18 protein-coding genes are annotated in these 21,228 nt (G+C 36.6%); 7 read left to right on the plus strand and 11 right to left on the minus strand.

All coding sequences use genetic code 11. From position 1 onward, the window contains the following. Position 1: 1 nt before the first annotated feature. Positions 2 to 2,572, minus strand: a complete 2,571-nt coding sequence (locus tag LQ201_RS08540; protein ID WP_230141275.1) for a putative LPS assembly protein LptD — start codon at positions 2,570 to 2,572, stop codon at positions 2 to 4. A gap of 164 nt (positions 2,573 to 2,736) precedes the next feature. Between LQ201_RS08540 and LQ201_RS08545 the strand changes: the two genes are divergently transcribed. From LQ201_RS08545 to LQ201_RS08555, 3 genes are all read left to right on the plus strand, one after another. Then, positions 2,737 to 3,600 carry an N-acetylmuramoyl-L-alanine amidase gene (locus LQ201_RS08545; protein WP_230142000.1) on the plus strand — a complete coding sequence of 288 codons (864 nt, stop codon included), beginning with the start codon at positions 2,737 to 2,739 and terminating at the stop codon, positions 3,598 to 3,600. Between the two features lie 12 nt (positions 3,601 to 3,612). Then, complete coding sequence (locus tag LQ201_RS08550; protein ID WP_230141276.1) at positions 3,613 to 4,389, plus strand: N-acetylmuramoyl-L-alanine amidase; 777 nt, start codon at positions 3,613 to 3,615, stop codon at positions 4,387 to 4,389. A gap of 168 nt (positions 4,390 to 4,557) precedes the next feature. Beyond that, positions 4,558 to 5,511: an MlaD family protein gene (locus LQ201_RS08555; protein WP_230141278.1), complete on the plus strand. Its 954-nt coding sequence runs from the start codon at positions 4,558 to 4,560 to the stop codon at positions 5,509 to 5,511. A 697-nt stretch (positions 5,512 to 6,208) separates the two neighbouring features. On the opposite strand, the gene LQ201_RS08560 is transcribed toward LQ201_RS08555, so the two are convergent. The 4 genes from LQ201_RS08560 to LQ201_RS08575 all read right to left on the minus strand — a co-directional run bounded on the left by LQ201_RS08560 (position 6,209) and on the right by LQ201_RS08575 (position 9,613). Then, entirely contained in the window at positions 6,209 to 7,114 is a 906-nt protein-coding gene (locus LQ201_RS08560) for a ribonuclease Z (protein WP_230141280.1), read from the minus strand. A 69-nt stretch (positions 7,115 to 7,183) separates the two neighbouring features. Next, a complete protein-coding gene (locus tag LQ201_RS08565; RefSeq protein WP_131031946.1) occupies positions 7,184 to 7,561 on the minus strand; it encodes an STAS domain-containing protein in 378 nt (125 codons plus the stop codon). Positions 7,562 to 7,604: 43 nt separating this feature from the next. Next, positions 7,605 to 8,549 carry a phosphoribosylaminoimidazolesuccinocarboxamide synthase gene (locus tag LQ201_RS08570; protein WP_230141282.1) on the minus strand — a complete coding sequence of 315 codons (945 nt, stop codon included), beginning with the start codon at positions 8,547 to 8,549 and terminating at the stop codon, positions 7,605 to 7,607. A 104-nt stretch (positions 8,550 to 8,653) separates the two neighbouring features. Continuing rightward, entirely contained in the window at positions 8,654 to 9,613 is a 960-nt protein-coding gene (locus LQ201_RS08575; RefSeq protein WP_029275135.1) for a PhoH family protein, read from the minus strand. A 103-nt stretch (positions 9,614 to 9,716) separates the two neighbouring features. On the opposite strand from LQ201_RS08575, the gene LQ201_RS08580 reads away from it, so the two are divergent. The 3 genes from LQ201_RS08580 to LQ201_RS08590 all read left to right on the plus strand — a co-directional run bounded on the left by LQ201_RS08580 (position 9,717) and on the right by LQ201_RS08590 (position 11,405). Further along, positions 9,717 to 10,496, plus strand: a complete 780-nt coding sequence (locus LQ201_RS08580; protein ID WP_131031948.1) for an S-adenosyl-l-methionine hydroxide adenosyltransferase family protein — start codon at positions 9,717 to 9,719, stop codon at positions 10,494 to 10,496. Between the two features lie 184 nt (positions 10,497 to 10,680). Beyond that, positions 10,681 to 11,205, plus strand: coding sequence for a hypothetical protein (locus LQ201_RS08585; RefSeq protein ID WP_230141284.1), 525 nt, complete (start codon positions 10,681 to 10,683; stop codon positions 11,203 to 11,205). Between the two features lie 53 nt (positions 11,206 to 11,258). Further along, the gene (locus LQ201_RS08590) at positions 11,259 to 11,405 is read left to right on the plus strand and encodes a hypothetical protein (RefSeq protein ID WP_230141286.1); all 147 of its coding nucleotides are present in this window, start codon (positions 11,259 to 11,261) and stop codon (positions 11,403 to 11,405) included. A gap of 139 nt (positions 11,406 to 11,544) precedes the next feature. Here the strand turns inward: LQ201_RS08590 and LQ201_RS08595 are convergent, their stop codons facing one another. The 6 genes from LQ201_RS08595 to rpsO form a co-directional block, all read right to left on the minus strand. Continuing rightward, positions 11,545 to 12,495 carry a D-2-hydroxyacid dehydrogenase gene (locus tag LQ201_RS08595; protein WP_230141288.1) on the minus strand — a complete coding sequence of 317 codons (951 nt, stop codon included), beginning with the start codon at positions 12,493 to 12,495 and terminating at the stop codon, positions 11,545 to 11,547. Positions 12,496 to 12,573: 78 nt separating this feature from the next. Then, positions 12,574 to 13,647 carry a 3-phosphoserine/phosphohydroxythreonine transaminase gene (gene serC / locus LQ201_RS08600; RefSeq protein WP_230141290.1) on the minus strand — a complete coding sequence of 358 codons (1,074 nt, stop codon included), beginning with the start codon at positions 13,645 to 13,647 and terminating at the stop codon, positions 12,574 to 12,576. A gap of 184 nt (positions 13,648 to 13,831) precedes the next feature. Then, positions 13,832 to 16,258, minus strand: coding sequence for a TonB-dependent receptor (locus LQ201_RS08605; RefSeq protein WP_230141292.1), 2,427 nt, complete (start codon positions 16,256 to 16,258; stop codon positions 13,832 to 13,834). A gap of 83 nt (positions 16,259 to 16,341) precedes the next feature. Next, a complete protein-coding gene (gene rpe / locus LQ201_RS08610) occupies positions 16,342 to 17,013 on the minus strand; it encodes a ribulose-phosphate 3-epimerase (protein ID WP_230141293.1) in 672 nt (223 codons plus the stop codon). Positions 17,014 to 17,309: 296 nt separating this feature from the next. Beyond that, on the minus strand, positions 17,310 to 19,445 hold the full coding sequence (gene pnp, locus LQ201_RS08615) for a polyribonucleotide nucleotidyltransferase (RefSeq protein ID WP_029275142.1): 2,136 nt from the start codon (positions 19,443 to 19,445) through the stop codon (positions 17,310 to 17,312). 177 nt (positions 19,446 to 19,622) lie between these two features. After that, complete coding sequence (rpsO, locus tag LQ201_RS08620; RefSeq protein ID WP_029275143.1) at positions 19,623 to 19,907, minus strand: 30S ribosomal protein S15; 285 nt, start codon at positions 19,905 to 19,907, stop codon at positions 19,623 to 19,625. A 651-nt stretch (positions 19,908 to 20,558) separates the two neighbouring features. Here rpsO and LQ201_RS08625 point away from each other — a divergent pair. Continuing rightward, a complete protein-coding gene (locus LQ201_RS08625) occupies positions 20,559 to 20,978 on the plus strand; it encodes a thioesterase family protein (RefSeq protein ID WP_230141295.1) in 420 nt (139 codons plus the stop codon). Positions 20,979 to 21,228: the final 250 nt, after the last annotated feature.

A 21,228-nucleotide genomic window follows, 5' to 3' on the forward strand; every position in this document is an offset into this window, starting at 1 on the left:
TTTATTGGTATGTGCTGTAAAAACCTTGTCTTTTGCTCAATTTCAAATCCTGTAGTATTGATGCCTTAACTTTTATGGTAACAGAATAACTTTTGTAAGCACCGTATGGAACCCAGTTTACACTCATATCCCAGCAATGTAAATCGCGGTAAATAGCTAAATTCATTGGGGTTAAGCCATTGTTCTTAAAATCGTAACCTGAGTTAAAAGTAACTTTCCACTTTGGTGTTAAGTTAACATCTCCATTAAAGTTTAGTGTATTCGAAATTGTATTGTTGTTTCCGTCATTCGAATATTGAAAACTGTAAGAGAAAGAGAAATTCCAGGGAATGTTAAAATCAACAAAAGCATTTGGATCACGACTTATAGCGGCCAATTGTTCTGACTGTATATCGGTTAATCCTTTTTTATTGGCTGCTTCACCTAATTTATCATTAGCCTCGTTCTTACGCTTTAATGCCTCTGGATTTAAACTATAATCGAATGAGAAACCAAAGTTAGTTAAACGGGGTAAAAATTTACCTTTTTGAAAAAATAAACGATCCTCTCTTATTTTAGTGATCTGGCCGTTTACCGTTGTGTCTTTTAAAGCATATGGATCTAATGTTCCATTATAATTTATCCCCAATTTATCGGTAAACTGCGACCGGCCACTAAAACCAATAGTTGATAACTTATAAGAAGGGGCTAGGAAATTATATGAACCACTAAAACTCAAACCTTGAATAATCGGGATCTTTTTTGAGCCTGTTCCGGTCGTATCGTTTTTATTCCTCACCTTCAGTTCCACGGTATTGTCCAAACCGAAACCAATGGAAGCATTAGGGCCGCCAAAAGAGCCCGGCTGTGCCATACCATCAAAAATGGAATATTTTAAAGGTTGCCCACTGGTATAAATTTGATTACCATGCTGATCAATTGCAGGTCTAAAAGGCCCTGCTCCTGCTTTTGTGAAATCCGGAGAATAAGAGAAGGAAACATTTGGAGTCATTACATGCCTCAACGCCTGGATTTTGCCTGCTGGATTAAAATCTCTTCTTCCATAAATTTTAGTCGACATGCTGGTTGATAGGCTATAGCTGCCCGCTCTTTTAAACCCACTGAGGGTATCTTCTCTAAAAGTATAAGTATTATCGGCAAACTGGGTATATCTTCTATTTACACTCTGGAAATTCCAAACCTCATTGTAGGTGCCACCCAAACTAAAGTTTAAATATTTTAAGGCAGTAAAAGACATGTTTACCGGAATACTATGCGAAAATCCACTTCTTAATCGTTTTAAACCATCATTTTGAAACAATAAACTATCAAAAGTATCAATTCTGTTGGTTCCCTGTAGGCTGTAGCCAACCGTTATTTTTTCATACCATTTTTGTTCGCCGACTGCGTCTTTAGGTCGAAATGGGTTAAATGTAGGTACGTTGAATGTCATTTCTGGCAATCTTAACGATATCGCTCTTGTACTTAAAGTCTGATCACTTGATGCGGCCAAAGAGAAGTTCATCCCGTTCGAATAAGCCTTCGCATAACTGATACTACTACTTGTTGAGTTGGTTGCGATAGTGTTAATGTCGTAAGTAGTACCTGCTGCAGTATTTTTATAGTATCCTCTTTTTCCTGTCGATACCAATCTCACGCTGGCACTAAATGTGGTACCTGGATTGGCGTTGGCATTTTGACTATGGCTCCAATTGATACTAAAGTTTTTGGTCGGGTTTTTAAAAGCTTCAGTGCCTTCTAAACCATCTTTAAAACTAGAGTAAGCTAAGTTAATGTTACCGTTGTATTTATATCTTTTGGTGTAATTACTCAGTAAACTTGTTTCATAAGAGCCATTGGTATAAATAGATCCTAAAAGTTTGGCATCCCAGTAATCGTTCAATCCGAGGTAATAGCCACCGTTTTGCAAGAAAAAGCCCCTGGTTGCATCCTCGCCCGGTGTGGGAAGGATCACACCCGATGTTCGTTTGTTAGGTTTTGGAAAAAAAGCAAAAGGTAGCCCCAGAAAAGTGGGGATATCTTCGATAATCATGTAAACCGGCCCGGTAATAATCTGTTTCTCTGTTACCACTCCTTTAGAAATCATTAATCCAAAATGCGGGTGTGGAAGATTACAGGTACTATACATTACATTTTTAATGTGCAGCTCATCATCTATCTGCTTTTTACTCTGCCCACCAGAGAAGAAACCTCCCTCTTGTTCAGAAAAAACACCATATACTTTGGCCCGGGTTGTTTCTGAATTGTAAAAAATAGAATCGGCTATGGCTGTTCCATCGGCACCCGATTTAAAGATTGGTTTTCCGGTATATCTACCAGTTTTCGGATCTTTAATACCTCGTGCAAATATGGAATTTTGCTTTTTATCGTATTTGATATAAGCCGCATCTAGCTCAAAATCACCATATACCACCCTTGCGTTACCGTATAAATACACAATGCTTTTATCGGCACTCATTTTTACCGAATCCTCTGCTTTGTATTCTACTTTCTGGTCGATACTGCTGTTATTTTTACCTGTCTTTTTAGTCGTATCCTTTTTGGTTGTGTCTTGCTGGATGATTTGTTGCAATGAAAAATGAGAAAATGCGTTAGCTTTACCAACAACAAGTGTTAATAAAATGACAGATATTAGTAAAATAGAGCTCTTAAGAAGTTTCAAATTCGTATTTGAATGTTATTTTTGCACAAATGTTTAATCAAAAACGTTCAAAATTAGTGAAAAATATACCATTGATGTATCTTAAATCCATTTTAACAATTATTATTTATTTAGTGTTATCAAATTCAATTGATAATCAGGTGTTTGCGCAAGAATATAAAATTAAAACAATTGTGATCGATGCCGGTCATGGTGGTAAAGATGGTGCAACCCACGGTGTGTATTCGAAGGAAAAAGATGTGGCGCTTAAAACGGCATTGAACCTTGGCCGCGCGCTTCAAGATAGTTTGAAAGATATCAAAGTTATTTATACCCGCGAGTCGGATGTATTTATTCCTTTATATGAGCGTATCAACATTGCAAATAATGCAAAGGCCGATTTATTTATTTCTATCCACTTAAATGATATGCCAGTTAGGGTATCGAGAGTGGTAGATTATTATAAAAAAGTAAGGGGCAGAAAAGTACCTGTTTATAGAACCGTTACTTCTAAAAGCACTTCAACGAGGGGAACAGAAACCTTCGTGTCGGGAACTCGCCGTTTAGGTGAGCAGGATGAGGTGATCAAACGAGAAAATGCATCGATGTTTTTGGAAGAAAATTATCAGAAAAACTATGAGGGATTTATTGCGAATACCCCTGAAAGTGACATCATGTTATCTTTAATGAAACAAACCAATAGAGATAGGAGTTTAAAGTTTGCTTCAATGCTTCAACAAGAATATGTTAATGCAGGCCGAATAAACAGAGGCGTTCAAGAGAAAAGCCTTGCGGTATTGGCCCGTGCAGCTATGCCTGCTGTGTTAACTGAAATTGGTTTTGTGAGTAATCCAGATGAAGAAGATTATATGAATTCTCCTGAAGGACAAAATGAAATTGTAAGTGGAATTATTAAAGCAATTAAAAATTATAAACATATAGCTGAAACATCATTTTAATATCCCTCCTGCATGAAGATTAAACTTCTGGTTACAATACTTTTATTTTCATTACTAGTTGCTGAAAAAGCACCTGCTCAGGGTTATAAGATCAAAACAATTGTTATTGATCCTGGTCATGGTGGCAGAAAACCCGGAGCCTCTGGTAATTTTTCGAAAGAAAAAGATGTTGCGTTGAAGGTTGCATTAAAATTGGGTGCCTTATTAAAGGAGGAAATGCCGGATATTAAAATAATTTTCACACGTAAAACAGATATAGATGTTGATTTATACAGACGGGCAGAAATAGCGAACGAAGCTAATGCAGATCTTTTTATATCGGTACACTGTAATTCGATGCCACCAGGTAATAAGCATATCAAAGGAGTAGAAACATTGGTTGCTGGATCGCACCGGTTAAAAGAACAGGATGCTGCCATACGTGAGAACGCCGATATTAAATTGGAAAAGAATTACAAAAGTAAATACGACGGGTATGATCCAAGTAACCCGAGTAGTTTCATTCTTTTATCGCTTTTAAAAAATGCCTTTCGGGACAAAAGCATTAATTTTGCTAAATTAATACAAAACAGTTATATCAAGCGGGATAAGCGATTAAGCCGTGGTGTTAAAGAACAGGGCGTTTTGGTATTGCAGCGCTGTGGTATGCCGGCCGTTTTAACAGAAGTAGGTTTTATCTCGAATACAGAGGAAGAAAAATATATTAATTCCCAAAATGGACAGAATGAAATTGCCAATTCTATTTTGGAAGCAATAAAAACATACAAAAAAAATATTGAGGTTAAATAAGTGGCATTATAAATGATGTTTATTTTACCTTTGGAAAAAATATAAAACAGATACCAAACAAATAGTGCAGCCTTTGTGTATTTATAGGGTTTAGCACAAGAATTAATTACGCTCTAACAAGTGAAGAAAAGATACCTTCAGCGCTTGTAGCCATTAAATAAAACACTCATGAAGATTAAGAACGAAACCAAAGTAGGTATTTTAGCTGCATTTGCCATTGCTTTATTAATAATTGGATATAATTTTTTAAAAGGAAATTCAATTTTCTCAAATGAAACTACATTATATGCAAAATATACAAGGGTTGATGGTTTAAGTGTTTCAAAACCTATCCTGATTAATGGTTATCAGATTGGCCGGGTGGCCAAATTGGAGTTACAGCCAGACGGTAGTATTATTGCAACCTTAAGTGTAAACAGCAAATATGAAATTCCCGAAAATAGTATTGCCCGCTTAGAAGGTACAGATCTTTTAGGCAGTAAGGCCATTGTAATGTCGTTAGGTAATTCAAAAAAGATGGCCGAAGATGGTTACACCTTAAACGCTAATGTAGAAAAGGGCTTAATGGAACAGGTACAACCGGTTCAAAAGAAAGCGGAATTAATTATCAGTAAAATGGATTCTATTCTGAGTAGTGTGAACTCTATTCTGAACCCTAACTTCCAGAAAAACGTTGATAAAAGCTTTAACAGTATTGCTGGTACATTGGCTTCGTTAGAAAACACATCGAAAAAAGTTGATGGTTTAGTAGGTTCAGAAAGCGCACGTATTGAAGCGATTTTTAAAAATGTTGAAGGGATAACGGCCAACCTTAATAATAATAATCAAAAAATCAGCGATATCTTAACTAACATTAATACCGTTACCGATAAGTTTGCAGCAGCTAACTTTAAACAAACTTTAGATAATGCAAACAATGCTATTGCTGATTTACAAAGTGTAATTTCAGGAATTAAAGATGGAAAAGGCAGTTTAGGATTATTGTTAAACGATGATAAAATGTATCAGAATTTAAATAATGCTTCAAAAAATCTTGATGAATTAATGATCGATTTGAAAGCTAATCCTAAACGTTATGTACACTTCTCGGTATTTGGAGGTGGCAACAAAAAAGACAAGTAATTAATTTTTATAAAATCGAAAGCCTTACAGTTTTAAATTGTAAGGCTTTTTTTATGGTCATAGTTCTAATATGCCTATTTTTTTTGCCACGGAAGCACAAAAGGCACGGAAATTTGAATGGCTTATTCTTTTGTCATCCTGAATGCAATGAAAGATCTTTAAATGAGGTAAAATGGGTGGAATTAATTCTGCGATAATCTGCGTTATCAGTGGGAAAATTTCTGCTGGGGTTCCCGCAGATTTAGAAGATAGACGCAGATTCTATTTAACATTTGCTTTGCACCCAACGCTGCGAATCTTTGTGTATTCCTCTGTGTGTTCTGCGGTAAAAATGAAAAATGTAAGGCCGATAATGGAATTAGATCCGCGGTGATTTGCATAATCCGCGGGAAAAACTTCTGCTATAGGTTCCGCAGATTTAAGAAGATAGACGCATGTATTTAACATTTTCTTTGCGCCAACGCTGCAAATCTTTGTGTATTCCTCTGTGTACTCTTCGGTAAAAATGAAAAATGTAAGCCCGATAATGGAATTAGATCCGCGGTGATTTGCGTAATCCGCGGGAAAAACTTCTGCTACAGGTTCCTACAGATTTAAGAGGATAGACGCAGATTGTATTTAACTTTTTCTTTGCCCCCAACGCTGCGATTCTTTGCGTATTCCAATGCGTGTTCGGCGGTAAAAAAGATAAAAATCCCTAAAGATGAAAAGTTCTCCCCTCTACAGCCAGCTCCGTATTTTCAAAAACAGATTGTGCTTCTTCTAAAAGCATTTGTAAAGTTTTGTAGCGCGAAGAAAAATGGCCGATAAGTAATTTCTTTACACCATTGATTTTGGCCACTTCTGCTGCCTGTAAAGCGGTTGTGTGATGTGTTTCTTTAGCCCTATCCAATAAATCGTGCATAAAGGTAGCTTCGTGGTATAAGGTATCACAACCTTTTATGGTAGCAAAGTAACGCTCATCAAACAAGGTATCAGAGCAATAGGCGTAACATCTTGGTGCATCTGCCTCGGTGGTATAATCTTCACTGCGTAAAATATCGCCATTTGGCAGTTCTACATCAATTCCTTTTTTTAAGGCCGTATAATATGCCATAGGCACTTCATCAGTCTTATCTTTAATGAGTTTCCGTTGTCGTTTCTTCTGCTGAAAAACAAAGCCCGTTGTAGGGATACGGTGATTTAAAACAATAGTTTTAACTGTTAAATCACTATTCTCGAATATCTGTCTAGACTCATCGGCTTCAATCGGAAAAAACTCAATCGGATATCTCAATACGGTATCAGAATATTTGAACTGAATCTCTAAAATTTCCAATAAAGCTTTGGGGCCAAATATCTGCATGGGTTTTATCCTGCCGTTTAAATGCAAACTGGAAAGCAAGCCTATTAAACCGAAATAATGATCGCCATGTAAGTGGCTGATAAAGATATAATCGATGCGGGCGGCTTTAAGGTTGTACTTGGTCAATTGTTGTTGTGTGCCTTCACCACAATCGATGAGGTAATATTTTTCATTACAATTTAAAAGCTGTGCCGATGGGTTCCTGTTAAATACAGGAGTTGCAGAACTGCTTCCTAAAATTGTAACTTCAAATTTCATCATGATAAGATATAAAAAGCCTCGTAGATTTTTAGAAACTACGAGGCCGGAATGTTATTTAAATATTTGTTATTTAGCGCCTCTAAATTCTTTCTCCAACTCATCCATGAAGATAAAATCGGTTGCTTCCTCTATTGTATTAACAAACGTTACAGATTGGAATATGTTTGATAATTCGATAATCGATGCCAATTCATCATTAATTCCGGTTACAATAAATAACCCACCTGCCGATTTGCAAAGCCTATCACCAACCAATAAGCAGCTTAAGTCCTGCGCATCGCTACACTCTGTAACATGACTTAAATCAACAATTATATTTTGAAATCCCTCTGCGTTGAGCAAATAGAACTCTGATTTCAACCCCGGAGCATTATCGTTTGTAAACTTAGGCTCTTCTAACTTTAAGGTTACATATTTATCGTGTTTATCTACTGAAAATTTCATCTCTCTAATCTTTATTTTACTAATGTATAAATTTCTTTCGAATTTAAAGTGTTTCTAAAGCCTTTAAAACATTGGTTTCAATGCGGCTAGAAATTGCATCAGCATCAGCTTTTATAAAGGTCTCTCCTACAATTTGTTCGTAAAGTTCGATGTAACGTTCTGAAATTGAATTTACAATTTCAGGTGTCATTTCTGGCACAACCTGTCCATCTTTTCCCTGAAAACCATTTTCGATTAACCATTTCCTTACAAATTCTTTTGAAAGTTGCTTTTGTGGCTCATCATTATTCTGGCGGTCCTGATATCCTTCTGCATAAAAATAGCGTGAAGAATCTGGCGTGTGTATTTCGTCGATCAAATAAATTACGCCATCAGCAGTGCCGAACTCGTATTTCGTATCCACTAAAATCAACCCGCTTTTTGCAGCAATCTCAGTTCCGCGTTGGTATAGTGCGTAAGTATATTCTTCTAATTTTTCGTAGTCTGTTATAGAAACAATGCCTTTTGCTAAAATATCTTCTTTTGAAATGTCTTCATCATGCCCTACTGAAGCTTTTGTGGTTGGAGTAATAATGGGCTGAGGTAGTTTATCGTTTTCTTTTAATCCATCAGGTAGAGAAACACCACACACCGAACGTTTTCCTGCGCTATATTCGCGCCATGCATGACCGGCCAAATAACCTCTAATTACCATTTCAACCTTAAAAGGCTCACAGATACGGCCAATCGTAACCATTGGATCTGGCACATCTAAAACCCAGTTAGGAACGATATCCTGAGTAGCTGCTAAAAATTTAGCTGCAATTTGATTTAATACCTGTCCTTTAAATGGAATAGCTTCAGGTAATACTACATCAAAAGCAGAGATACGGTCTGATACCACCATCACCATAAACTGGTCAGCTATAGTGTATACATCGCGAACTTTACCTTTGTAAAAATTACTTTGATTTGGAAAATTGAAATGAGTTTCTTTTAGTGCTTTCATGAGGGGATAAAAATAGGAAAAAAGTTGGGAAGTCAGAAAGTCTTTAGTCCATAGTCCATAGTCGATTTAGACTCAAGACTATAGACTACCGACTCAGGACTCAACTATTGAATATCGCCGTAAGCTTTCAGGATATCTTTCACCAATTTATGCCTTACCACATCTTCACCGCTTAAGTAAATAATATCGATACCTTTAATATCTTCTAAAATCCTTAAGCCGTTAAATAAACCAGACATCTGTTTTTTAGGCAAATCGATCTGTGTAACATCGCCAGTGACAATAAATTTAGCTGTTGGCCCCATACGGGTTAAAAACATTTTTAACTGCATATCGGTGGCGTTTTGCGCCTCATCTAAAATCACAAAACAGTTATCTAAAGTACGTCCGCGCATAAATGCCAGTGGCGCAATTTCTATCGTACGGTTTTCGATGTAGAATTTCAATTTCTCTGCAGGAATCATGTCATCCAAGGCATCGTAAAGTGGACGTAAATATGGATCGATTTTTTCCTTTAAATCGCCAGGTAAGAAACCAAGGTTCTCCCCTGCTTCGACCGCCGGGCGGGTTAAAATAATCCGTTTAATTTCTTTATTTTTTAATGCCCTAACAGCCAAAGCAACGGCGGTATATGTTTTTCCTGTTCCGGCGGGGCCAATGGCAAATAGGATGTCATTTTTAGCAATGCTGCTTACCATTTTGCGTTGATTAGCGGTTCTTGCCTTAACCAAAAGGCCGTTTGTGCCAAAAACAATTACCTCTCCACCGCCTCCGGTAGGTTGTTCTACATCTTTTTTTACTACACCGGCTGCTTTTGCACCCAGTATAGATTCTACGTCGTTATTGGTAAGTGAGCTATATTTCTCGAGGTGTGCAATAAGCTGGTTAAACTTATCCTCGAAAGCCTTAAGTTCCTGTTCATCACCGAGAACCTTAACATCACTACCTCTCGCTACCAGTTTCAACTTCGCGAAAGCACCTTTAATCATTTCGTAATTCTCGTTATTCGGCCCCCAAAAGTGAGCAGGATTTACGGTATCCAGAGTTAATTTTAATTCGTTCAAACTGTAGTATTTTAAAAAGTTATCGGGGTATATTAATTAAAATTTGAATATTTGCAGACGCTTAGGCCCGTACACAAGAATAAGCAATAATAATGAATTTTTAATGGGGATAATTACTTTAACAACAGATTTAGGTTCAAAAGATTTTTACCAGAGTGCCCTTAAAGGTAGTCTGTTGAGTCTTATGCCTAATGTTAATTTAGTTGATATTACCCACGAGGTTCCATCGTTCAATATTTCGTACGCAGCCTTTGTGCTAAAAAACGCTTATCCTTACTTCCCGAAGAATACGGTGCACTTAATCGGTATCGATTCTGTATACAGTGAAAATACCAAATATATTGCTGTAAAGCACCGTGATCACTTTTTTGTAGGAGCTGATAATGGTATTTTCTCTCTTCTTTTTGATGATGTTCCAGAGGATGTGGTAGAACTGAACATTATGCAGGATCTGAAATATCTACATTTTCCCCTGGTTGATATTTTTGTTAAGGCGGCCACGCATTTGGCCAAAGGTGGCAAACTGAAAGACATCGGTTTACCTGTAGCAGAGATTGAACAGAAGATGCTTTTACATCCTGTGATAGAACGAGATGTGATCCGTGGTAGTGTGGTATATATCGATACTTTTTGCAATGTAATCACCAATATTACTAAAGATCTTTTCACCAAAATACAGAAGAACAGGGACTTTACTTTGTACTTTAGAAAAAGCGAAACCATTACGCAATTGAGCTGGCATTACAATGAAGTACAGGAAGGTGAAAAACTTTGCCTGTTCGGGATTAGTAACCACTTGGAAATTGCGATTAATAAAGGTAAAGCAAGTGGTTTATTAGGTTTGCATTTAGGTGATATTGTACGGGTGGAGTTTCATCCTTAAAAAAGTTCAGTGGTTCATTGGCTCAATGGTTCATTTGGCATGGTGCCTTAACAAACTAATTGCAAACTATTTTTTTGCGCTAGCAATGATGAAACAGAATAACCACTTTGCTAACCAATGAACTAATGGCTAATGAACCAATAAACCAGCCAAAACAACTTTCACCTTTTCACGTTTATATCGCATGAAGAAATATTTTTATCTGTTCTCTTTTTTAATGCTGAACCTGCATGCCTTTGCACTGCAAGATACCACTGCCTATGCTGCTCAGCGTACTAAAGTAAATTCGTTACTTGTAGAAAGAAGTAGCAAGTTTGGTCAGTATGATGAAAGTTTAAATCAACGAACTGGAATATTCGGATGGCAAACCAAACGTGATATTAAAAATTCCAATGAAATTCTTCGCCAGGTAGTTTTAACCGACAACAATATTTTCAAAGAGCTGAAAGTATTAATGGATTATAAAGATTTGCAGAACCAGCAGAAAATCGCTGTGGCGGATAATTCTCAGGAGCGCATAGAAGGTTATATGCAAACCATTAAAAAACTACAGGATCAGAATGCGCAGCTCAAAGAAGATTTAGAGAAAAAGAATAAAGGAGGTTTATCAACCTACATCATCGCCTTTTTAATTCTAGTAATGGCAGGTGGATTTTATTTCTTCAGTAAAAAACTTCAGGGGTATAAAACTGCTAAAATTAGCTCTTAAAAGTACAATTGGATATTAGCAGCTTTGTAACCAGAAAAAGCAATAAACAAATTATGAAAAAAGGACTGTTTAAAATCTTGGTGAAGATAAATAAGGTGCTTTTACCAAGTTTGTATAAAAAAGATCCGAATAAGCTGACTACTTTTCAGAAGGCGATTTTGGGTTACCGCTATTGGGTGCTAACGAATGCGTTAGATTAAAAATGTAAAGACCAATCAATCGATCGGTCTTTACACTAAATTCGTCATGCTGATCCGATAGCTATCGGATTTATTTCAGCATCTACCTAGAGTGGAAGCCACTAATCCTGAAATTTCGGGACAGGGTGACGACATTATTTTATTTCTTAAAATGCTCAATAATCAACGTTGCCAGCTCCGTACCAATACGTTCTTGTGCTTCGTTGGTTGATGCACCAATATGTGGTGTTAAAGAGATTTTTGGGTGGGTTAAAATTTCTGCCAATGGTGTAGGCTCGTTATCGAAAACATCCAAACCAGCGAAAGAAACTTTACCAGAATTTAATGCTTCAATTAAAGCTGGCTCATCAATTGTTCCACCGCGTGAACAGTTTACAATACCTACCCCGTCTTTCATTTTAGCAAACTCTTCTGCACCTAAAATAGGTTTATCTGCAAATGGAGTGTGTAAACTAAAGAAATCACTGCCTGTAATTACCTCGTCTAAAGAAACCGTTTTAATTGGAATACTTACTGATTTTCCGCCTTGGAATTCTAAAGTGATTTCAGATTCTGAAGGATATAAATCGTAAGCCAAAACATTCATACCTAAGCCTAAAGCCACTTTTGCAGTAGCGCGACCGATACGACCGAAACCGATAATGCCGATGGTTTTACCGCTTAATTCAGTTCCTTTAGCATAAGCTTTTTTCAAGTTATTGAATTGAGTAGAACCTTCTACAGGCATTTTACGGTTAGCATCCTGTAAAAACCTGATACCTGTAAATAAGTGAGAAAATACCAATTCAGCAACTGATAATGAAGATGCAGCTGGCGTGTTTACCACGTTAACACCTTGGCTACGTGCGTATTCAACATCGATATTATCCATGCCCACTCCACCTCTACCAATTAATTTGATATTGGGTACAGCATCAATTAATTCTTTTCTAACTTTTGTTGCACTACGTACAGTAATGGCATCATAGTTTTTTAATGCTTCAGCTAATTTATCCTGAGGAACGGTTTCAGTATCAACCTGGAAACCTGCTTTTTCTAATAATTCTTTTCCGATCGGATCAATCCCATCGTTTGCTAATATTTTAATCATTGTTATATATGATTGCACAGATTTAATTGATTACACCGATTAAATAATTGCAGTAATCATCTGTGGTTAAAATTTAAATTAATTTGCTTTTGCTTGTTGTTCTTCAAATACCTGCATGGCATCTACCAAGGCATGTACACTTGTAATTGGCAATGCATTATACATCGATGCACGGAAACCACCAACGCTTCTGTGCCCTTTAATACCCACAATACCTTGCTCTTCAGCGTATTTCAAGAATGGTTTTTCCAATTCTGGGCTTTCCATTACGAAACAGATGTTCATTCTAGAACGGTCTTCAACTGCACAAGTTCCTTTAAATAATGGATTACGGTCGATTTCTCTGTAAAGTGCCTCAGCTTTTTGTTTGTTTTCTTTTTCAATCTCAGCAACACCACCTTTCGATTTTAACCAACGCAGATTTAATAAAGCTACATAGATTGAGAAAACCGGAGGTGTATTGTACATCGAATCGTTATCAATATGCGATTGATAGTTCAACATAGATGGAATTTTACGGTCGATTTTGCCTAAAATTTCATTCTTAACAATAGCGATGGTTAAACCAGCAGGGCCTACATTTTTTTGAGCTCCGGCATAAATTAAATCGAATTTAGAAACATCGATTACACGGCTCATAATATCAGAAGACATATCGCAAACAACCGGAATGTTTGTTTTAGGTACTTCGAAAAGCTCAGTTCCGTAAATGGTATTGTTTGAAGTATAGTGGAAATAAGCACTATCAGCAGGAATTTCAAAATCCTTTGGAATGAAAGTATAGTTCGCATCTTTAGATGAGGCAACTACATTCACATTACCGATAAATTTAGCTTCTTTTAATGCTTTGGTTGCCCAAACACCAGTGTCTAAATAACTTGCTGTTTGTCCATCGCCCAATAAATTCATCGGAACCATTGCAAACTGTAAACTTGCACCACCTTGTAAAAATAAAACGGAATAACCCGACGGCACTTTTAATAATTCCTTTACCAACTTATCAGCTTCAGCAACAACTGCCTCAAATTCGGTTGTTCTGTGCGAAATTTCTAAAATTGATAATCCATCGTTAAAATCTAAAACAGCCTGAGCTGCTTGTTTAAACACTTCTTGAGGTAAAATACAAGGGCCTGCGCCAAAATTATGCTTCATCTTATTATATAATGTTTTATGGGCGTAAATGTAAAATTTTTAAAGCAGTTATGCCCATAAAATCGTATCATAAAAAATTAAATTTTGTTAAAAATTTTAACAAAAATGAGCGTTTTGTTGCAGTTTTTGCAAAGAATTCGTTATTCAGATAGACGAAAAGATTAACGCCGATAGATTTAGTAGTTTATGGCTTATTCTTCAACTTCACAATCAATTTCAGGTTAAACTGCCTGCCTGTTAAATAATTTGGAATGGCATATTGCACATTATCTACATCCTTAAGCCATAGGTAGGAAACTGTATTGTCGATATTCAGCATATTAAAAACTTCAAAGAACAAAATAACCGAACTGAAATTTTTGTCCAAAAATTTAGGTTTGTGCAAAGCAGCATCATCAAGGAAATCTTTAGAGAAACCGATATCTACCCGCTTGTATGATGGGATAAAAAATTGATCTAAATACCGTGGTGTTTGTGATGGACCAATCGGTAGCCTTGAGCCATAAAGCGCGTTTAAGTGTACTTTATAAGTTGGACTATTTAATAATTTATCCTGGAAAAATATAGAGAAATTCAAACGCTGATCAGTTGGCCTTTTTAGATAACCAGGATAAATTGTAGTTCCATTCTGAATATAACTATCTCCGATAATATCTTCATTGGCATGCATAACCGACATTCTGAAATAAGAAACCAGGTCTTTAACAAATTCGCCGCCTATACTAAAATCGGCCCCATAAGCATAACCGCGCGAGACTTCATTCGCCAGGTATTTAATTCTCAGGTTATCTATTTTATACGGAATTAATCGGTCAGAATATTTAAAATAGGCCTCAGAAGTAAACTTTAGCCGTGTTCCAAAAGCATCAAAAGCGTATTCATAACCTAGAGAAGTGTTATAAGAACTCTGTGCCTTTTGATCAATATTTAATACTCCTGAAAAATCACGAATGGTCCTGTATGAGGGTGGCTGCTTATAAACACCAGCAGAAAACCTTAAAATTTTATTGTTTGAATTGGGCCTATAAGCAATCAACATCCTCGGACTGATTAATAGCTGTTTGCTTAATGAACTATATGTGGCGCGTGCTCCTAATTGTAACTCTGCAGAATTGGAAAGCGAATAGCTATCCTGAATATAAGTACTGTAGTTTTTAATATCGATATTGTTCTGTATGTTGATTACATTTTGTAACGTGATATTTTTCGAATTGTTTGGCAATATAAACCCGGCAGAATCGGTATAATTATACTCGTTCAATTGGTCGTTATATTTCGAATTGTCGAATTTTATCCCCCAGGAAAAAACATGATTATTAAAATTCTGATCTACTTTTATTTCAGAAGCGAAAATCTGGGTATTTAAACTATTTCTTCCATAATTATAATAACTGCCGATGCCTCTATTTTTATTGATCATCCCAAAATTTTCACCTGAAAAGTTATTATCCACCTCATCAAAAATATAGCTGCCATTAATATCGAAACGCTCTCTCTCAACCGTACTAAAATAACTGTTAATAAACTTGATGACCAGGTTTGGTTTGGGCGAATAAGTAGCAGTAGCGGCGCTTCCAAAAGTTTGGTAATCGTCTATTTCTTGTCCTGTATAATCCACATTCAGCCTTAATGTAGTGCTCAACGTCCCGAATTGGGTTTCTCTATTGGTGGGCACCAATTTAAACTGACCGAGGTTAAAGCTCCCCAAAAAACTGATATTGAATTTTGATGAAAAATCATATTGATACAGCAATTGAGCATCGGCAAAATTTGGACTATAACTCCCCTTTTCATCTTGTTTAATCAGTACACTAGAGTTGTTTTTATAGCGTAAACCAGCCAAAAGGAAGCTGTTTTTGAATATCTTTTTGGTTGTTAATGAGGTGTTTAAAAGGCTGGTACTAAAAATAGTTTGATTACTGTCTGGTTTATCGTATCTAATATCTAAAATTGAAGATAGTTTCTCGCCATATTTTGCTTCAAAGCCACCCGCAGAGAATTTTGCTTTACTCACCAAATCTGAATTGATAAAACTTAGTCCCTCCTGTTGCCCATTGCGGATTAATACTGGCCGGTTAATTTCCACATCATTGATGTAAATCAGATTTTCGTCGAAGTTACCTCCTCTAACGCTATATTGGGCACTTAATTCGTTGTTTGTAGATACACCTGGCAGGGTTTTGAGCATGGTTTCAAAATTACCAGAAACCAATGGCATTGAAGAAACATCGGCAATATTAATAGTAGTGGTGTTACTTAACTGGTTCTGTTTGTTGGTTATATTAACCTGCTCTAATTCATTGATATTGGCAATTAAATTTATCTGTTTGATAATCCGAGCTCCCGAGCGCTCACTAAATTTTACGGTTTGTGGCTGATAGCCCAAAAGCGAATATTTAATGCTAAACGTTTTTGATTTTGAATAAATGGTATATACGCCAAATTCATCCGTAACTGTTGATTGTGCCTGCCCTAAAACGATTACCGTAACCTGTGCCAAGGGTAACTTTTCATCGCTATAAACTATCCCTGAAACCCTAACTAAAGGCTGTGCCACAGCAAAACCGCAACCAGCAATTAAAAGGAGAAGGATTAGCCGAAATTTGAGCATTTTTAGTATCAAGACAAAAGTATCAGGGATTAAGACTGTATGCGCCTTATCCTAAACAATTTAGCAATAAAACATTTAACAATTTAAATATTTATCGCGCTAGTTGTCAAGCTTTTCATTTTAGAAATGGTTTCCGTTGGATTATCTGTTGCGAAAATTGCATTTCCGGCCACAAAGGCATTGGCACCTGCAGATACTAATGTAGCAATATTCTGCAAACCAACACCACCATCGATTTCAATTATTAAGTCTTCATTTACACCTTGAATCAAGGCCTTTAAATCCTGTATTTTCTTGTAGGTATTATGGATAAAAGCTTGTCCACCGAAACCGGGATTAACCGACATAATAAGCACCAGATCAAGATCTTCAATTACATCCTGCAACAAGGTTACCGGAGTATGCGGGTTTAAAGCCACACCAGCCTTGCAGCCTGATGCTTTGATTAACTGAATGGTTCTATGCAGGTGTGTGCAGGCTTCGTAGTGTACCGTGATTCTATCTGCTCCTGCTTTGGCAAAATCCTGAACATATTTATCCGGTTCAACAATCATTAAATGTACATCTAAAGGTTTGGTCGCATGTTTTTTTACAGCAGCCATGATGGGGAAACCAAAAGAAATATTTGGAACGAAAACACCATCCATCACATCAACGTGGAACCAATCGGCCTCGCTGTGGTTAATCATTTCAATATCGCGTTGTAAATTGCCGAAATCGGCAGAAAGTATGGATGGGGCAATGATGTATTTCATTTAATTTTTCTTAATTATTTAAGTCCAAATTTTGCTTTCGTTATTATATGCATTATAAATGAACGGCCGTCACCCTGAATTCATCTCAGGGTCTTAATACCAGAAAGATGCTGAAATAAATTCAGCATGACGAAATCGCTAGACCTTGCATAAACCAATTATCTTAGCTTAGATAGTGGCAATGCAAGTTACAAAATCATTTCAAACTTAATTTATATCTCAACAAAAAACCCTTCCAGTTAAAACTGAAAGGGTTGCTATATCTCCCGACTTCGGACTTCCGACCCCGGACTTTTTTACGCTTGTGGCGCTGCTGGTTTTTCTGGTCTTGGCAATAAAACTTTGCGAGAAAGTTTCATTTTACCTTGTTTATCGATGTCTAATAATTTAACCTCGATTTTATCACCTTCTTTTAATACACCATCCATGGTTTCTAAACGTTCCCATGAAATTTCAGAGATGTGCAATAAACCGTCTTTACCTGGCATCACCTCAACAAATGCACCGAATGGCATAATTGATTTTACTTTACCTTGGTAAACTTCACCGATTTCTGGCTTAGCTACGATATTACGGATACGGGTAACCGCTGCATCGATAGCTGCTTTGTTATCTGCAAATACTTCTACAATACCTTTGCCATCAACTTCTTCGATAGAGATTGAAGCACCGGTTTCGCGTTGCATTTCCTGGATAATTTTACCTCCAGGGCCGATAATTGCACCGATAAATTCTTTATCAATAGTTAAAGAAACAATACGTGGTGCGTGTGGTTTATAATCTTCGTTAGGTGAGCTGATGGTTTTCTTCATCTCGTTTAAGATGTGTAAACGACCTTCTTTAGCCTGTAACAAAGCTTTTGTTAAAACTTCGTAAGATAAACCATTGATTTTTAAGTCCATTTGACAAGCAACAATACCGTGTTCAGTACCAGTTACTTTAAAGTCCATATCACCTAAGTGATCTTCATCACCTAAAATATCAGAAAGGATTGCATATTTACCGGTTTTCTCATCGGTAATTAAACCCATTGCGATACCTGAAACTGGAGATTTGATCTTAATACCTGCATCCATTAATGCTAATGTACCAGCACAAACAGTTGCCATTGATGACGAACCATTAGATTCTAAGATATCAGAAACAATACGGATGGTATAAGGATTTGCTTCACCTTGAGGCAATACTTTTTTCAATGAACGTTGTGCTAAAGCACCGTGACCAATTTCGCGACGGCCAGCGCCTCTGTTTGGTCTAACCTCTCCGGTTGAGAAACCAGGGAAATTATAGTGCAATAAGAATTTGTTGTAACCATTAAAGAAAGCGCCATCAATCATTTGCTCATCATCTTTACTACCTAAAGTAACTGAAGTTAATGATTGTGTTTCGCCACGTGTAAATACAGCCGAACCGTGAGCAGCAGGTAAATAACCAACTTCACTCCAGATAGGACGAATTTCTGTAGTCTTACGCCCATCTAAACGGATACCTTCATCTAACAATAAGTTTCTGATTGCATCGTACTGAACATCATGATAATAATGTTTAGCCATTGCTTTAGTTAAATCTGCAGTATCTTCCGGCATTGCCTCGAAGAATTCGTTAATGATCGCAGTGAAACCTTCTTTACGGACATCTTTATTGCCACCAGCTTTTGCTACAGCATAAACTTTATCGTAAGTATCAGCATAAACCTTAGCTTTTAAATCAGCATCATGGTCTTCGTGGCTGTATTCGCGTTTAACGGTTTTGCCAGTAGCCTCAGTTAATTCAACCTGAATAGCGCATTGAACTTTAATTGCATCGTGTGCAAATTTTAAAGCCTCAACCATTTCGTCTTCCTGAATTTCATCACACTCACCTTCAACCATGCCTATATCGTTAGCCGAACCAGCTACCATAAACTCTAAAGTTGCACGCTCTAATTGGCTGGCTAATGGATTGATTACCAATTTACCATCAATTTTAGCAACACGTACTTCAGAAATCGGACCGTTGAAAGGAATATCAGATACTGATAATGCAGCTGATGCTGCTAAACCTGCCAAACAATCTGGCATAATATCTTTATCTGCAGAAATTAAAGAAATCATCACCTGTGTATCAGAGTGATAATCACTTGGGAACATTGGGCGTAAAGCTCTGTCAACCAAACGAGAGATTAAAACCTCGTAATCAGATAATCTTGCCTCACGACGTAAAAAGCCTCCTGGAATACGGCCTGTAGCCGCATATTTTTCCTGATAATCAACCGATAATGGTAAAAAATCAGTACCTGGTTTAGCACCAACAGTTGATACTACAGTTGCTAACAACATGGTATCGCCCATTTTTACTACAACCGAACCATCAGCTTGTTTAGCCAATTTACCAGTTTCAATTTCTACAATTCTGCCATCGCCCAAATCGAACGATTTTTTTATTACATTCATTTAAATAGAATTATGGTGTGTTTTCCTCTTTCTACACACCGTTGTTTATATATGTATTTGTTTTTGCAAACGAAGATAGGATTAAAAAAGCCTATCTATAATAAAACCCGTTAAAAAAATTAACAGGGAATTAAAAAGCCATTCCCTAAAGAATGGCTTTTATTGATAAACTTGCGCTTATTTTTGTTTGATGATATCACGAAGCGATAAAGCTTTGATGATAGCACGATAGCGCTCAATATCTTTTTTGTATAGGTAAGCCAAAATACCGCGGCGTTTACCTACCAATTTTTGAAGTGACAACTGAGTAGAGAAATCTTTACGATTTTTCTTTAAGTGTTCTGTTAAGTGCGCAATACGGTATGTAAATAACGCTACTTGACCTTCTGCAGAACCAGTGTTGGTTTCTACTTTGCCGTGTTCTTTAAAGATTACAGCTTTTTTCTCTGGACTTAAATACATTCTTGAATAATATTAAAGCAATAAAAAATTAATTAATTGTGGCGCAAAGCTAAAGTTATTTTTGCTTAAAAGCAAGAGGTGTTTTTTATTAACTTGAATTAGATAAGTCTGTCGAAAAGTCGTCATCTCGACTGAAGCGTAGTGAAATGGAGAGATCTATCTTGACAGATTTCTCGACTGCGTTGCACTCCGCTCGAAATGACGACTTGAGACTTATAATCTCTGATATTTAATGCTTTTGACTAAAACACTAATCTCACTATATGACGATCGCACCAGGAAAGATTAAAATTAAATTATCAGAATAAAGATTAAACCGTTACTTCTTTATCAAAAGACTTAAAGCAATTATATGGCTGGCTTATGGATAAATAATACCCTTCCCTTGTGGCGATTTAAGGGGGCTGGCCCTCAGTCATTGTAACCGAGATATGGTTAAGCAAAACACCAAAGAAGTGCTGCTCTGGAGTATGCTTTAAATAAACATTTCACGCTCTTCTGCTATTGCTTCGCGTGGAATTTTAAATATCATATAAAGTAAGCTTTCCCATTTCATATCATAAATATGGAAAAAGATGACATATATTTACATCAAGACGTCTTTACATCATATATCAAAAGCTATTTATACTTTTGCAAAAACATTTACCCTTGGAAAAGAATCAATACAGCATTTTCGAAAGTGAATTACGTGTCCGCCCGGATGATATAGATATGTTTAACCATGTGCATAATAGTAAATACCTTGATTATGTACTGGCAGCTCGTTATGAGCAAATGGAAAAATTCTACGGTATGCCTTGGGAACATTTTACCAAACAGGGTCTGGGCTGGGTTGTAAGCCATGTTGATATTAATTTTAAACGGCCATTGTTGATGAATGACTTAATGCTGATCAGAACTGGAATCTTAACCATGAATGATAAAGGCTGCTCTGTTCAATTCGAAATCGTTAATCAAAAAACTGGCAAAGTAGCTTCAGATGGCATTTTTGATTACGTATTGATTGATTTAACTACTGGTCGTGGAACAAAGGTCTCAGAAGAAATGATTAAAGCCTACAGTATATAGCAGGTGATTACACCGATTTAAGGGATTATAGATCCCTGAGTTCCGTGTCTCCGTGAAAAAAACACTCGTAAATCCAACCTGAATGGTCTGTGAGACATAGATCATAGATCAACAATAAAAAACTAATCACTTCGATAAAAATTAGTCATCTAAATTTGACAATTCGAAATTTTATCTATCTTTGTTGCATCAAAAAGACCAGAGCCATGATAGTATCTGCAATCCGTTTGAGGTTCTAAATAACCGAGGA

This window comes from Pedobacter sp. Bi126, from assembly GCF_918698245.1.
GTDB lineage: Bacteria > Bacteroidota > Bacteroidia > Sphingobacteriales > Sphingobacteriaceae > Pedobacter.